A 13,959-nucleotide genomic window follows, 5' to 3' on the forward strand; every position below is an offset into this window, starting at 1 on the left:
CGACTGTCCCCGGTTGCGGATGCCCGCCGCGGCTCGGGCGGTCGGCCCTCGCCGGGGCTGTGGCGCGGGAGGTCGGGCGGGCCGACTTTTCCTTCCTCTCGGGGTGGCCGCGGGCGGTTGGGGGCGCCGCGCAGGAAGTCGGCCTGGTCGACTTCCTGTGGAGCTTGACTGCCCGCCGCAGTGCGGTTGCCGTCCGTCGCGAGGGGCGTGGCCCGATGGGTGTCGCGCAGGAAGTCGGATCGGCCGACTTCCTGTGCAGCAGGCCCGGCCGTCAGGCGAAGGACGGCCAGCGGGTGGTGGCCCAGGCGTGCCAGGTGGGCCAGCCGGGTGGGGGTGCGTCGGGCGCGCGGCCGTCGAGTTCGGTGGGGTCGGGCTCCTCGAAGCCGGCGCGGTCGCGCAGGATGTCGGCCTCGGTCATCGGGAGGGTCTGGTCCGGGGTGGTGGTCCAGCGGTGGGCGATGCGGGCGCTCTGGGTCTCGTGGTCGACGGGGAGGTACACCAGGTGGCAGGTCGCGCCGGCTGAGGCGGCCAGTGCGCGGATCGCGGAGCGCTCGTCGCGGGACCAGCAGCCGAAGTCGACCACCACGTCCGCCCCCGCGCGCAGGGCCTCCAGGCCGAGGGTGAGCAGCCGGCCTTCGAGGATGTCGCGCTTGCCGTCCACCTCCGCGCCGAACAGCGGGATCACCCACTCGTCGGGCGTGAGGCGGACGGCCCGGCGTTCGGCGGCGATGCGGCGGGCTTTGGTGGTCTTCCCGGCTCCGGGGAGGCCGATCATCAGGAACAACTCGGGCATATCCGGATGGTGGCAGCCGCCGCGGGCCGCCGGCGAGCGGTTTTCCCGGAGGAGCAGGAAGTCGGCCTGGCCGACTTCCCGCTCCGGCGCCGACCGCCGCGGGGGCCTCAGCAGGAGAGGTTGCCGCCGCCGACGTCGGTGCCGAGGGCGCCGACGAACCGCTTGTAGAGGTTGATCCGGTCGTTGCGCTGGTCCGGGTTCTTGCCGTCGCACTCCAGCGCGCCGTTGATGCTGCGGATGGTCTCGCCGAAGCCCTTCTTGTTGACCATGGCGTCGTGCGGGGTCATCCGGCCGGCGCCGTTCTGGGTGTCCCAGAACCACAGGGCGGTCTTCCAGGCGGTGGCCGGGTTCTTCTCGACCTGGTAGGGGTCGTGGAGCAGGTCGATGTGGAGGGCGTCGCCGGCGGCCTTGTAGTTGAAGTTCCAGCTGAGCTGCAGCGGGCCGCGCCCGTAGTAGGCGCTCCGGCCGGCGGGGCAGCCGTAGGGCTGGGAACTATCGCAGTAGTGCGGGTAGTTGGCGGTGTTCTGCTCGACGACGTACCGCAGCCCTCCGGTCTCGTGGCTGACGTTGGCGAGGAAGGCGGCGGCCTCGCGCTTGCGGGTGGCGGCGTCGCCGGTGGTGGCGAAGGCGGGGTAGGCGCCGAGCGCGTCGGTGAGGCCCTTGTACGTGTAGAAGGAGTTCCGGTTCGGGAACATCTTGTCGAACTGGGCCTCGCTGACCACGAAGGAGCCGGCGGCGGCCGCGGGGGCGCTCTGGCCGGTCAGGGCGAGGGTGCTCAGGACGGCGGCCGAGGCGACCGCGGCGAGGGTGCGGGAGAGCTTCATCGGTCCTCATTCGACAGGGGCGAGGGGGGAGGAGAACGCGGTGGTGCTTCGATGGCGAACCACCGCGACCATCGTCCCGGCAGGGACACTCGAACGTGAACCAGGAGAGGCCTAAACCACTCGTAAGGGTTGTATCCAGCACGGCAGTTGGGGCGGCCGCCGGGGTGATCATCCGCCTGTCGTACGCGCGGGATAGCCTCGTGCGCGCACCACCAGGCGAGAACGACGGGGGACGGGCCATGGGACACGCCGAGGACGAGGACGACCAGCGGCTGGCGGCGGAGGGCGAGGTCGCGGTCGCCCGGCTGGCGATCGACTCCGGCGAGCTCGACCACGCCGCCGACCACCTCGCCGACGCCATCGTCGCCGACCCCCAGCTGCCCGAACTGCACGAGGCACTGGCCGAGTTGTGCGCGGCGGCGGGCGGGCCGGCCGCGGCCCGCGAGCTGTTCCCGCTGGAGGGCCAGGTGTTCCTGGGCTCCGTCGTCTGCCGCGCCCACGTCGAGGCCGCCGCCGGGGACTGGGACAGCGCGGTGGGCCTGCTCGCCTCGGCGATCCAGTACGAGCCTTCCCGCCCCTGGGCGCACACCGCCTGGCTCGCCCGCGAGGACCTGCCCGCCCTGGTCGACCCGGACGCCGTCGCCCAGGCGGTGGCTCGCGCCGCCGGCCCGCTGCCGGACCCGCTGCCCGCCGAACTCGCCGACTCCGTACGCCCCTTCGAGGCGTTCGTGCAGGCCGTCGTGGCCCAGCACGCCGACCACCCGCTGCTGCTGGCGATGGCCTCCGGCCTGACCCGCCGCCTCGGCGCCACCGCCCGCGCCGTCGAACTCGCCGAGCGGGCGCACCGGCTGGCCCCCGGCTACCTGTCCTCCGTGATGCTCGGCAACGCGCTGCGCTCGGACGGCCGCCCCGAGCCGGCGCTCGCCGTCTGGGAGGCGGAGCTCGACCGCACCCCGCCCGAGCAGGACGACTCCAGCAGCTACCTCGCCGTCGACGTCGCCGAACTGTACGGCGCCCTCGGTCGCGCCGCCGAAGGCCTGCCCTGGCTGGACCGGGTGCTCGCCGCCGAACCCGACCACCCCAAGGCCGGCCCGGCCCGCTACGCGCTGTGCCACGCCCTCGACGGCGACCCGGCGCACCTGCTCGGCCTCGCCGACCACCACCGCGCCCACCCCGACCACGAGTACGCCCAGGAGCTGCTGGAACGGCTCAGCCACCGCGAGCCCTGGCTCGGCATGGTGGCCGGCACCACCGAGGCGACCGTCAACGTGCTGCGCCAGGTGCTCGCCGACGAGGACACCGGCCGCGACAGCGAGATCGACTGCACCGTCTCCGCCCTGGAGCCGCCCAGCTCGCTGCTGGCGCTCCACCTCGCGCTGCCGCGCTCCACCGTCGCGTACCAGCAGGTCCCCGAGCCCGACCCCCGGCTGCCGCTGACCGAGCCCACCACCCGGATCTGGGCCTGGGACGGCACCGAGCCGCGCCCGGCCGTCGCCGCGCCCGCGCCGGAGAGCGCCGAACTCGTCCGCGCCACCGCCGAGATCGTCTGGCCGACCGTCCCCGCCGCCTACGACCACGCCGTCCGGCTGGCCGGGCTGGCGCCGGCGGACCTGCTCGGCGTCCTCGTCCACCCGCCGATGCCGCGCGAGGACGACCTCGGCCGCGCCCTGCTCGCCCGCCAGCCCGAGGTCTGGGTGCGCGCCGTCCAGGCCTTCGCCTGCCTCGGCCTCGCCCACCACCGCACCGACCAGCCGTGGCCGGACTCCGAACGCCGCCGGCTGCTGCGCGACCTGCTGCTCGGGCCCGAGGACTGGGTGGTCGAGGCGGCCGGCTTCGCCCTGCTCGCGATCGGCTGGACGGACCCGGACACCCGCCCCGACATCGCGGAGTTGCTCCGGCAGCGGCTGCTCCACATCGCCGAGGCGCAGCGGAGCCGGGTGGTGACGATCCAGCGCTCGTTCGCCGGGCTGGTCCTGGCCGCGCCCTGGCTGGAGCCGGACGACCTCGCCCTGGCGCGCGAACTGCTGCGGCGCACCGAGCGCAAGACCGATCGGAAGACCGCGCGCGAGACCGAGCGCACGACCGAGCGCGAGGGCGGGGCGGCCGCGCCCCCGCAGGCCCCGGCCGAGCCCGAGCCAGTGAGCGAGCCCGAGCAGCCGAAGCCCCGCCCCGGCCTGCTGCGCCGCCTCTTCGGCAAGGGCTGACGCAGGCCCGGGCCGTGGCCGGAAGCCGTGGCCGGGAGCCGGGCCCGCTCAGTCCACGCCCGGCAGCGGCTCCTGGTCGACGTCGTACCGGGCGACCCGCTCGGCCGGGTCCCGGCACTCCGGCCCGAGCCGCAGGATCCGCGACTCCGGGTCGTGCAGCGGCCGGTGGCAGCGCCGGCAGGTGACCCGGTGGCGCACGGCCTGCTCTGTGTCGGTGCCGGGGATCGGTTCGGGATCGGTCATGGGCAGAGACGGTAGTCGTCGAACGCTCAGGCGTCCCGACCGTCGTACTCGGCGCGCGCCGCCTCGACGGCCGGCACCCGCCGCTCCGACCAGTGCGCGAGCGCCGCGACGAGCTCGGCGGCCTCCCGCCCGAGCGGGGTCAGGCTGTAGTCGACCCGGGGCGGGATCACCGGGTGCGCCTCGCGCAGCACGAAGCCGTCCCGCTCCAGCGTCTGCAGGGTCTGGGCGAGCATCTTCTCGCTGACTCCGGCGACCCGGCGGCGCAGCTCGCTGAACCGGTAGCCGCGCTCGTGCAGCGCGCCGAGCACGAGGACGCCCCAGCGGCTGGTGACGTGCTCCAGCACACCCCGGGAGGGGCACATCCGGTCGAAGACGGTCGCCGGCGGCAGTTCGCGGACCTCGGTGCTTACCTTCACATCAGTACCCTACTTCGAAGTGCGTACTTTCGAAAGGTTAGTGCCATCCCTAGGGTGAGTTCCGAGGTCAGGACAGGGACACCAGAAGGAGCACTGCCATGTACGTCGTCACCGGAGCCACCGGCCAGCTCGGCCGTCTCGTCGTCGAGGGGCTGCTGGCCACCGTCCCCGCGAGCGAGGTGGCGGTCGCCGTCCGCTCGGCCGAGAAGGCGGCGGACCTGGCCGCGCGCGGGGTGGCCGTGCGGGTGGTGGACTACGACCGGCCCGAGTCGCTGGCCGGCGCCTTCGCCGCCGGGGACCGGGTGCTGCTGATCTCGGGCAACGAGCTCGGCCGCCGGATCCCGCAGCACCGGGCCGTGGTCGAGGCCGCGGCGGCGGCCGGCGTGGCGCTGCTCGCCTACACCAGCATCCTGGGCGCGGCGACGTTCCGGCTGGCCGACGAGCACAAGGCGACGGAGGAGCTGGTCCGGGCCTCCGGGCTGCCGTACGTGCTGCTGCGCAACGGCTGGTACGCCGAGAACTACCTGGACGACGCGGCCGGGACGGTCGAGCGCGGTGTGGTGCTCGGCAGCGCGGGCGACGGCCGGGTGGCCGGCGCCCCGCGCCGGGACTACGCGGCCGCCGCCGTGGCCGTCCTGACCGGCGAGGGCCACGAGAACACGGTGTACGAGCTGAGCGGCGACACCGCGTGGAGCCTCGGCGAACTGGCCGCCGAGCTGGCGCAGGCCTCCGGCCGCCGGGTCGAGCACCGCAACGTCCCGGCGCCCGACCACCTGGCGGCCCTGGTCGGCGCCGGCCTGTCGGAGGGCTTCGCCGAGGTGCTGGTGGACGTGGACGCGGGCATCGCGCGCGGCGAGCTGGCCGGCACCCCGGGCGACCTGGCCCGGCTGATCGGCCGTCCGACCGTGCCGCTGGCGGTGTCCGTCCGGGCGGCCCTGGGCGCCTGAGCGAGCAGCCGGCGGATGCCTTGCGCAACCGTCTGACCTCGGGAAACGCCGAACCCGTCCAGCATTCAAGCAATGTCATGACCAAAATCCGAAAACGGAGATGACAGGCTGCCCTCCCGCCCGCTACCGTCGCCCTTCGACACACGCGCGCGCGGGAGGGCACTCGGCCATGCCACAGACGATCCAGCAGGACAGCGGCCGAGGCCTCTGGTACGGCATCGCGGCCTACGGCATCTGGGGGGTCTTCCCGCTGTTCTGGCCGCTGCTGGAGCCCAGCGCCGCCGACGACATCGTGGCCAACCGGATGGTCTGGTCGCTGATCGCCGTCGTCGGCATGCTGGCCGCCCAGCGGCACTGGGGCTGGATACGCCCGCTGCTGCGCCAGCCCCGCCGGCTCGCCATGCTGGCCGGTGCGGCCGCCGTGATCTCGGTCAACTGGGGCGTCTACATCTGGGCCGTCAACGCCGGACACGTGGTCGAGACCAGCCTCGGCTACTTCATCAACCCCTTGGTCACCATCGGCTTCGGCGTCCTGGTGCTCAAGGAGCGGCTGCGTGCCGCCCAGTGGACGGCGGTCGGCATCGGCGCCGTCGCCGTCGCGGTGCTGACCGTCGCCTTCGGGCAACTGCCGTGGATCGCGCTCATCCTGGCGCTCTCCTTCGCCACCTACGGGCTGCTGAAGAAGCAGGTCGGGCTGAGCGGGCTGGAGAGCCTGGCGGCGGAGAGCGCCTTCATGTTCCCCTTCGCCCTCGGCTACCTGGTCTACCTGGAGGTCACCGGACACGGCACCTTCGGGCACACCGTCCCCGGTTCGTACGGCTGGGGGCACTCGGCGCTGCTGATGCTCGGCGGGGTGATCACCGCGATCCCGCTGCTGTTCTTCGGCGCGGCCGCCGTCCGGGTGCCGCTGACCACGCTCGGGCTGCTGCAGTACCTGGCGCCGATCTTCCAGTTCCTGTGCGGCGTCCTGTGGTTCCACGAGTCGATGCCGCCCGCGCGCTGGGCCGGCTTCGCCCTGGTGTGGGCCGCGCTGGCGGTGCTCACCTGGGACGCGCTGCGCCAGATGCGGGTCGACCGGGCCGGACGGGCCGCCGCAGCGGCCCGGTCCGCCCAGCCCGTCGCAGCGGCTCAGCCCCTCCAGCCCGAGGCGGCGGAGGCCGGCGTCACGCGCTGATGTCCCGGCTGGTGAACCGGGCCCAGGCCGCCGAGCCGAACACGGCGACGTAGGCGGCCTGCAGCCCGAGGTCCTTCAGGATGTTGTCCCAGTACATCGGCGCCCGCAGCAGGTCGCCGAAGCTCATCCAGTAGTGCGGGAACAGGAACGGCCGGATCGCGTCCAGCTGCGGGAAGCCGTCCAGGATCTGCACGGTGATCACCAGGCCCACGGTCGCGGCCATCGCCGCGATGCCGCTGCCGGTGAGCGTCGAGACGAACAGCCCGATCGCCACCAGGCCGCTCAGCGAGAGCGCCACCACGGCGGCCACCAGCGCGGCCCGCGGCAGCGCGTCGACCAGGCCGATGGTGTCCCCGGAGATCAGCGTGACGTCGCCGAGCGGGAACAGCACCGCCCCGGCGGCCAGCGCCGACAGCGTGACGACCACGGTGCCGGCCAGGCAGAACACCAGGCCGGCGGTGAACTTGGCGGCCAGCAGCCTGGTCCGCCCGGCCGGGGCGACCAGCAGGTAGCGCAGCGTCCCGGCGGCGGACTCGCCCGCCACCGCGTCCCCGGCGACCACCCCGACCGTCATCGGCAGGAAGACCGGCAGCGCCACGGCCAGCGCGGTGAAGATCAGGAAGACGCCGTTCTGGGTGGTCTGCGCGATGAAGCTCGGGCCGCGCCCGTCGTGCGGGCTGTCCGTGTTGAGCTTGACCACCACGCCGATCAGGACCGGCAGCAGCGCCAGGATGCCGAGCAGCACCCGGGTGCGCAGCCGGCGGAACACCAGGCGCAGCTCGTTGCGGAACAGCGCGAGGTAGCCGGAGGCCGTCCCCCGGCCCCGCCCGGCCGGAACGGGCGGAGCCGCCGCCCGCGGCACCTCCGCCCGCGACACGTCAGCCCGCGACATCGAAGCCCTCCCCGGTCAGCGCCACGAAGGCGTCCTCCAACGTGCCCCGCTCCAGCCCGAACCCGTGCACCCGGACGCCGGCCGCCACCAGCGCCGCGCACAGCCCGGGCAGCACCTCCTCGCCGAGGGCGCCCAACTCGCCGCTCACCCGGCCGTCCTCGACCGCCGGCCCGGCGACCCGGTGGGCGGCCAGCACCTCGGCGGCCTTCGCCGTGTCGGGGGTGCGGACGACCAGCCGGCCCTGCGCCCGGGCGGCCAGCTCGGCGACGGTGCCCTGCACCACCAGCCGGCCCCGGGACATCACGGCGGCGTGGCTGCAGACCTGCTCGATCTCGTCCAGCAGGTGCGAGGAGAGGAACACCGTGGTGCCCTCGGCCGCGACCTCCCGCACCAGGGTCCGGATCTCCCGCATGCCCTGCGGGTCCAGCCCGTTGGTGGGCTCGTCCAGCACCAGCAGCTCGCGCGGCCGCAGCAGCGCGGAGGCCAGACCGAGCCGCTGCTTCATGCCGAGCGAGTAGGCGCGGGCCTTCTTGCCGGCGGCCGCGCTCAGGCCGACCCGCTCCAGCGCGGCCTCGACCCGCTGCCGGCGGGTGCGCGGGTCGGCGGTGGGGTCGGCGGCGTCGAAGCGGTCCAGGTTGTCCCGGCCGGTCAGGAAGCCGTACAGGGCCGGGCCCTCGATCAGCGCGCCGACCCGGGGCAGCACGGTGGCGACGGACTGCGGCATCGACGCGCCGAGCACGCTGGCGGTGCCGGAGGTGGGGGCGATCAGGCCCATCAGCATCCGGATGGTGGTGGTCTTGCCGGAGCCGTTGGGGCCGAGGAAGCCGAAGACGCTGCCGCGCGGCACGGTCAGGTCCAGCCCGTCGACGGCGAGTTGGCCGCCGCGGAAGCGCTTGGTCAGGCCGCGGGTGCGGATCACGTCGTCCGGACCGGCGGGGAGGGAGGGGGGCGGAGCGGACGGAGCGGGGGCCGGGCGCACCTCGGCGGCCCGACCCCCGACCGACTCCTCCGTAACGTCCCCCGTTACGGGAGTCCCGGTCATCCGTCAGTTCACCCCGGCGGCGTGCTGGAGGACCGGCAGGGTCACCGCGCCGGCGAAGACCCGGCCGTCGTCGGTGAGCAGCACGTTGACCACCTTGGTGCTGATCAGGGTGCCCCCGTCGACCGGCTTGCCGAGCGACTTGGCCAGGGTCTGCGGGTTGAACGGCTTGGCCTGGTGCTTGCCCTTGCCCTCGCCCTGGGGCGCCTCGGCACCGCCGGGCAGCTTGGTGGTGACGACCGCCGTCCAGCCCTCGCCGATCACCTGCGGGCGGTTGACCTCGGAGCCGTGCCCCTCGGCGCCGGCACCCTTCGCGCCGTCGCCCTTGGCCTCGGCACCCTTGGCTCCGTCACCCTTGGCGGCACCCTTCGGCTCGGCGCCGGCCGCGTGCTCGGTGACCTTGGCGCCCTTGGGCGCGGTGAAGTCGAAGGTCTTGGCGTCCGGCTTGGCGAAGGACACCTCGGTGAAGTGGACGTCCAGCACGGTGGATCCGCCGGTGGTCTTCACCACGACCGCGAGCGGCACGCCGTTGTCGGCGGCGACGGCGATCCGCACCTCGCCCAGCGTCGAGCCGGACTGGGTGGGCTTGACGCTCAGCTGGTAGGCGTCGTGCCCGGCGACCCGGGCCGTGCCGGCGACGCTGACCGTGGTGGAGCCGGCGCTCGCGGACAGGAACTGCTGGGCGGCCTCCTGCGGGGTGGTGGGCGCGCCGGCCAGTGGGGCGGCCGGGGCCTTCGGGAGCCCGCCGTGCTCGCCGTGCTCGCCGGGCCGTCCGGGCTGTCCGGTGAAGTGCTCGGCGCTGTTGGTGGCGCTCTCCCAGGCCCAGGCCTGGTCGCCGTTGTGGACGACGGTGTAGCCGGCCGAGTCCTCCAGCAGTTCGACCCGCTGGCGGTCCGGGCCGTCCACCGCGACCCGGACGGTGCGGTCGCCGCCGAGCAGGTCGAGCAGCTTGGCCTGCGGGTCCGCCGAGGCGGACGAGCCCCCGCCGTGCCCGCTCGCGGCGCCGAGGCCGCCGGCCGCGCCGAGCAGTGCGGTGGGCAGCCCGAGGTCGGTGGCGACGGAGACCGTCCCGGACAGGGACTGCGCGTCGGAGCCGAGCGCCTTGGCCACCACCTGCTCGGCCGTCAGCGACGGCAGGTCGGGCGGGGAGTCGGCGGCCAGCGCGGGCACCAGCCCGATCCCGGTGGCGATCGCCGCGGCCACCGCGATCGGCACCCCGGCCCGGACCAGCATGCGGCGCCGCGAGCGGTACGGCACGCCGCCGCTCTCCGCGTCCGCCGCCACCGCCGTGTCGTTCGTCATGGCGTCCTCAACTCCTCTGTGGGCATGAGCGATTGACTGTGCCGTCCCATTAGATGCCGCCGCCGGCGGGGCGTCATCGCCCTGCGGGGCCAGATCGGGGGTGAACCTCGCGGGTACACCGACCCTGAGACGGCTCAGGGTTGACCGGTCCCCGCGTACGCCCCCTGGCGTAGGGTCGCGCCATGGACGGAACCCCCGTGGACGCAAGCAACCCCCCGACCGCGAACGCGATGCGGCGTGCCCTGCGCCGCGCCCGGGACGGCGTCGCGCTCGACCTGGGCGAGGCCGCCGTGCTGCTCCAGGCCAGAGGCGAGGACCTGCGCGACCTCTGCGCGAGCGCCGCCCGGGTGCGCGACGCGGGCCTCGAAGCGGCCGGCCGACCCGGGGTCATCACCTACTCCAAGAGCGTCTTCATCCCGCTCACCCGGCTCTGCCGCGACAAGTGCCACTACTGCACCTTCGCCACCGTCCCGGGGAAGCTGCGCCGGGACGGGCACGGGCTGTTCATGTCCCCGGACGAGGTGCTGGAGGTGGCCCGGCGCGGCGCCGAACTCGGCTGCAAGGAAGCCCTGATCACGCTCGGCGACAAGCCCGAGGACCGCTGGCCGGAGGCCCGCGAGTGGCTGGACGCGCACGGCTACGACGACACCATCGCCTACGTGCGGGCCATGTCGATCCGCATCCTGGAGGAGACCGGCCTGCTGCCGCACCTCAACCCCGGGGTGCTGAGCTGGACGGACTTCCAGCGGCTCAAGCCCGTCTCCGCCTCGATGGGCATGATGCTGGAGACGACCGCGACCCGGCTGTGGAGCGAGCCCGGCGGCCCGCACTACGGCTCGCCGGACAAGGAACCGGCCGTCCGGCTGCGGGTGTTGGAGGACGCGGGCCGCAGCTCCGTCCCGTTCACCAGCGGCCTGCTGATCGGCATCGGCGAGACGTACCAGGAGCGCGCCGAGTCGCTGTTCGCGCTGCGCAAGGTCTCCCGTGCCTACCACGGCGTCCAGGAGCTGATCCTGCAGAACTTCCGGGCCAAGCCGGACACCGCGATGCGCGGCATGCCCGACGCCGAACTCGACGAGCTGGTCGCCACGGTGGCCGTCGCCCGGCACCTGCTCGGCCCCGCCGCCTGCCTGCAGGCGCCGCCGAACCTGGTGGACGGCGAGTACGGGCGGCTGATCGCGGCCGGCATCGACGACTGGGGCGGCGTCTCCCCGCTCACCCCCGACCACGTCAACCCCGAGCGCCCCTGGCCGCAGATCGACCGGCTCGCCGAGCGCTCCGCCGCGGCCGGCTTCGAGCTGCGCGAACGCCTCGCCGTCTACCCCGAGTACGTGCTGCGCGGCGAGCCCTGGCTGGACCCGCGGGTGCTCCCGCACGTCCGCGCCCTGGCCGACCCGGCCACCGGCCTGGCGAACCCGGACGCCCCCGTCCGCGGCCTGCCCTGGCAGGAGCCCGAGGACCTGCCGGAGTCGTACGGGCGCACCGACCTGCACGCGACCATCGACACCGAGGGCCGCACCGCCGACCGCCGGGCCGACTTCGAGGACGTGTACGGCGACTGGGAGGTGCTGCGCGAACAGGTGCTCGCCAAGGGCGCCCCCGAGCGGCTGGCCGGGGACCTGCGCGGGGCCCTGGCGACGGCCGCCGACGACCCGACCGCGCTCACCGACGACCAGGCGCTCGCCCTGTTCCACGCGGACGGCCCGGCGCTGGACGCGCTGTGCCGGATCGCCGACGACGTGCGCCGGGACACCGTCGGCGAGCAGGTCACCTACTGCGTCACCCGGAACATCAACTTCACCAACGTCTGCTACACCGGCTGCCGGTTCTGCGCGTTCGCCCAGCGCCGCACCGACGCCGACGCCTACACCCTGTCCCTGGAGCAGGTCGCCGACCGGGCCGCGCAGGCCTGGGAGGTGGGCGCCACCGAGGTCTGCATGCAGGGCGGCATCCACCCCGACCTGCCCGGCACGGCCTACTTCGACATCGCCCGCGCGGTGAAGGAGCGGGTGCCCGGCATCCACGTGCACGCCTTCTCCCCGATGGAGGTGGTCAACGGCGCGACCAGGACCGGCCTGTCGATCCGTGACTGGCTGCAGCGGGCCAAGGAGTCCGGCCTGGACACCATCCCCGGCACCGCCGCCGAGATCCTGGACGACGAGGTCCGCTGGGTGCTCACCAAGGGCAAGCTGCCCGCCGCCACCTGGGTCGAGGTCGTCACCACCGCGCACGAGCTGGGCATCCGCTCCTCGTCCACGATGATGTACGGGCACGTGGACACCCCGCGGCACTGGCTCGGCCACCTGCGGCTGCTCGCCGGGATCCAGCAGCGCACCGGCGGCTTCACCGAGTTCGTCACCCTGCCGTTCGTGCACACCAACGCGCCGGTCTACCTGGCCGGCATCGCCCGGCCCGGCCCGACCGCCCGGGACAACCGCGCGGTGGTCGCGATGGCCCGGCTGCTGCTGCACCCGCACATCCCCAACATCCAGACCAGCTGGGTCAAGCTGGGCGCCGAGGGCGCCGCCGAGATGCTGCGCTCGGGCGCCAACGACCTGGGCGGCACGCTGATGGAGGAGACCATCTCGCGGATGGCCGGCTCCGCGTACGGCAGCTACAAGTCGGTGCGCGACCTGCAGGCGATCGCCGAGGCGGCGGGCCGCCCGCACCGGCAGCGCACCACCACCTACGGCGAGGTGCCGGCCGAGCGGCAGGCCGCCGCCCGCGCCTCGGACGGGCACCTGCCGGAGCTGCTGCCCGTCCTCGACTGAGGCGGCGTCCCGGGCCCGGCCGTCCTCCGTAGGGGCGGCCGGGGCGGGGAGCCGAGTCGGCAGGGACGCCGCCGATTCGCTCGGGCCTTCGAATACAGTGCCAGGGCGCGTCGGCGGCCGAGGCCCCGCGCGCGGCGGCCCCCGACCCCGACGAAAGGCGCCCCGTCGTGATGCCACTGTGGTCACGCGCCCAGCAGCAGGACTTCCGCAGCCGGGTGCGGGGCTGTCTGCTCGGCGGTGCCATCGGCGACGCGCTCGGCGCCGGCGTCGAGTTCGAGCCGCTGGAGGACATCCTCGACCGGCACGGTCCGCAGGGGGTCACCGGCTACGTCCCCGCCTACGGCCGCACCGGCGCCGTGACGGACGACACCCAGCTCACCCTGTTCACGGTCGACGGCCTCATCCGCGCCCACATCCGGCGCGACACCGGCAGCTGGCACCCGCCCACCGACCTGCACCTGGCCTACCTGCGCTGGGCCGCCACCCAGCGCGACTGGGGCCCGGACGAGCGCCGCCCCGACCTCGGCTGGCTCGGCCGCGAGGAGTGGCTGTACGCCCGGCGCGCGCCCGGGCAGGGCTGCCTGTCCGGCCTCACCGGCGCGGAGGGCGAGCGGCTCGGCACGCTGGAGCACCCCAAGAACCCGCACTCCAAGGCCTGCGGCACGGTGGTGCGGGCGGCGCCGTTCGGGCTGCTCACCACCTGGGAGCCGGGCCTGGTCTTCCAGCTCGCGGTGGAGTGCTCGGTACTCACCCACGGCCACCCCACCGGCTACCTCGCGGCGGGCGCGTTCGCGGTGATCGTCCAGGCGGTGGCCCGCGGCGGCACCCTGGAGGAGGGCGTCCACCTCGCGCTGGCGCTGCTCTCCGAGCGGCAGGCGCACGAGGAGACCACGGCCGCGCTGCGGGCCGCGCTGGACGCGGTGCGGGCCGGCGAGCCGTCCGCCGCCCGGGTCGAGGCGCTGGGGGAGGGCTGGGTCGCCGAGGAGGCGCTGGCGATCGCGGTCTACTGCGCGCTGGTCGCCCACGACGTGCGCTCCGGCCTGCTGCTCGCCGTCAACCACTCCGGGGACAGCGACTCCACCGGCGCGATCTGCGGCAGCCTGCTCGGGGTGCTGCACGGCGACACCGCGCTGCCGCCGGGCCTGGTGGCCGGGCTGGAGGGGCGCGCCGCGATCCTCGAACTCGCCGACGACCTGGTGCTGGAGCTGGTGCACGGCGGCGAACTGCACGACCGGCAGAGCCCGGAGGGGGCGGTCTGGGCCGGGCGCTACCCGGTGGCGGGCTGAGAGCCGCGGACGGTCGAACACCCCCGGGACGACGACCCCCGGGACGGCGGTTGCCCGCGGTGGCGCCC

At 74.6% G+C, this 13,959-nt stretch carries 12 protein-coding genes; 5 read left to right on the forward strand and 7 right to left on the reverse strand.

Translation table 11 applies throughout. The features are described 5' to 3' along the window. Positions 1–271 precede the first annotated feature (271 nt). Both VM95_RS14035 and VM95_RS14040 read right to left on the reverse strand, forming a co-directional pair. On the reverse strand, positions 272–793 hold the full coding sequence (locus VM95_RS14035) for a P-loop nucleotide/nucleoside kinase family protein (protein ID WP_045696324.1): 522 nt from the start codon (positions 791–793) through the stop codon (positions 272–274). Positions 794–900: 107 nt separating this feature from the next. Beyond that, on the reverse strand, positions 901–1,617 hold the full coding sequence (locus tag VM95_RS14040; protein WP_045696326.1) for a chitinase: 717 nt from the start codon (positions 1,615–1,617) through the stop codon (positions 901–903). A gap of 239 nt (positions 1,618–1,856) precedes the next feature. Here VM95_RS14040 and VM95_RS14045 point away from each other — a divergent pair, with 239 nt between their 5' ends. Continuing rightward, positions 1,857–3,821 (forward strand): tetratricopeptide repeat protein, encoded by a 1,965-nt coding sequence (locus VM95_RS14045; RefSeq protein ID WP_052707362.1) that lies wholly within the window; start codon positions 1,857–1,859, stop codon positions 3,819–3,821. A gap of 48 nt (positions 3,822–3,869) precedes the next feature. Here the strand turns inward: VM95_RS14045 and VM95_RS14050 are convergent, their stop codons facing one another. Further along, positions 3,870–4,064 carry a DUF6011 domain-containing protein gene (locus VM95_RS14050; RefSeq protein ID WP_045696329.1) on the reverse strand — a complete coding sequence of 65 codons (195 nt, stop codon included), beginning with the start codon at positions 4,062–4,064 and terminating at the stop codon, positions 3,870–3,872. A gap of 26 nt (positions 4,065–4,090) precedes the next feature. Next, positions 4,091–4,426, reverse strand: a complete 336-nt coding sequence (locus VM95_RS14055; RefSeq protein ID WP_045696425.1) for a winged helix-turn-helix transcriptional regulator — start codon at positions 4,424–4,426, stop codon at positions 4,091–4,093. A 152-nt stretch (positions 4,427–4,578) separates the two neighbouring features. On the opposite strand from VM95_RS14055, the gene VM95_RS14060 reads away from it, so the two are divergent. Then, positions 4,579–5,427: an SDR family oxidoreductase gene (locus VM95_RS14060; RefSeq protein WP_045696331.1), complete on the forward strand. Its 849-nt coding sequence runs from the start codon at positions 4,579–4,581 to the stop codon at positions 5,425–5,427. Between the two features lie 169 nt (positions 5,428–5,596). Beyond that, positions 5,597–6,601 (forward strand): EamA family transporter RarD, encoded by a 1,005-nt coding sequence (gene rarD / locus VM95_RS14065; RefSeq protein ID WP_045696333.1) that lies wholly within the window; start codon positions 5,597–5,599, stop codon positions 6,599–6,601. Here the strand turns inward: rarD and VM95_RS14070 are convergent. From VM95_RS14070 to VM95_RS14080, 3 genes are read right to left on the reverse strand one after another with little or no spacing between them, the layout of a single operon-like run. Continuing rightward, positions 6,591–7,493 carry an ABC transporter permease gene (locus VM95_RS14070; protein ID WP_063773501.1) on the reverse strand — a complete coding sequence of 301 codons (903 nt, stop codon included), beginning with the start codon at positions 7,491–7,493 and terminating at the stop codon, positions 6,591–6,593. The genes rarD and VM95_RS14070 overlap by 11 nt on opposite strands. Next, positions 7,480–8,535 (reverse strand): ABC transporter ATP-binding protein, encoded by a 1,056-nt coding sequence (locus tag VM95_RS14075; RefSeq protein ID WP_045696335.1) that lies wholly within the window; start codon positions 8,533–8,535, stop codon positions 7,480–7,482. Before VM95_RS14075 ends, VM95_RS14070 begins: the two co-directional genes overlap by 14 nt. Before the next feature lie 3 nt (positions 8,536–8,538). Next, a complete protein-coding gene (locus VM95_RS14080) occupies positions 8,539–9,834 on the reverse strand; it encodes a LolA family protein (protein WP_052707363.1) in 1,296 nt (431 codons plus the stop codon). A 182-nt stretch (positions 9,835–10,016) separates the two neighbouring features. Here VM95_RS14080 and VM95_RS14090 point away from each other — a divergent pair, with 182 nt between their 5' ends. After that, positions 10,017–12,605, forward strand: coding sequence for a bifunctional FO biosynthesis protein CofGH (locus VM95_RS14090; protein ID WP_045696337.1), 2,589 nt, complete (start codon positions 10,017–10,019; stop codon positions 12,603–12,605). A 170-nt stretch (positions 12,606–12,775) separates the two neighbouring features. After that, positions 12,776–13,891 carry an ADP-ribosylglycohydrolase family protein gene (locus tag VM95_RS14095; protein WP_045696339.1) on the forward strand — a complete coding sequence of 372 codons (1,116 nt, stop codon included), beginning with the start codon at positions 12,776–12,778 and terminating at the stop codon, positions 13,889–13,891. The last annotated feature ends 68 nt before the right edge of the window (positions 13,892–13,959 follow it).

This window comes from Streptomyces rubellomurinus (genome assembly GCF_000961885.1).
GTDB classification, from domain to species: domain Bacteria; phylum Actinomycetota; class Actinomycetes; order Streptomycetales; family Streptomycetaceae; genus Kitasatospora; species Kitasatospora rubellomurina.

Coding starts and splice junctions, on each gene's coding strand:
- VM95_RS14090 (WP_045696337.1), top strand. CDS start 10,017: ATGGACGGAACCCCCGTGGACGCAAGCAACCCCCCGACCGCGAACGCG.
- VM95_RS14095 (WP_045696339.1), top strand. CDS start 12,776: ATGCCACTGTGGTCACGCGCCCAGCAGCAGGACTTCCGCAGCCGGGTG.
- VM95_RS14035 (WP_045696324.1), bottom strand. CDS start 793: ATGCCCGAGTTGTTCCTGATGATCGGCCTCCCCGGAGCCGGGAAGACC.
- VM95_RS14055 (WP_045696425.1), bottom strand. CDS start 4,426: ATGTGCCCCTCCCGGGGTGTGCTGGAGCACGTCACCAGCCGCTGGGGC.
- VM95_RS14045 (WP_052707362.1), top strand. CDS start 1,857: ATGGGACACGCCGAGGACGAGGACGACCAGCGGCTGGCGGCGGAGGGC.
- rarD (WP_045696333.1), top strand. CDS start 5,597: ATGCCACAGACGATCCAGCAGGACAGCGGCCGAGGCCTCTGGTACGGC.
- VM95_RS14070 (WP_063773501.1), bottom strand. CDS start 7,493: ATGTCGCGGGCTGACGTGTCGCGGGCGGAGGTGCCGCGGGCGGCGGCT.
- VM95_RS14060 (WP_045696331.1), top strand. CDS start 4,579: ATGTACGTCGTCACCGGAGCCACCGGCCAGCTCGGCCGTCTCGTCGTC.
- VM95_RS14080 (WP_052707363.1), bottom strand. CDS start 9,834: ATGACGAACGACACGGCGGTGGCGGCGGACGCGGAGAGCGGCGGCGTG.
- VM95_RS14050 (WP_045696329.1), bottom strand. CDS start 4,064: ATGACCGATCCCGAACCGATCCCCGGCACCGACACAGAGCAGGCCGTG.
- VM95_RS14040 (WP_045696326.1), bottom strand. CDS start 1,617: ATGAAGCTCTCCCGCACCCTCGCCGCGGTCGCCTCGGCCGCCGTCCTG.
- VM95_RS14075 (WP_045696335.1), bottom strand. CDS start 8,535: ATGACCGGGACTCCCGTAACGGGGGACGTTACGGAGGAGTCGGTCGGG.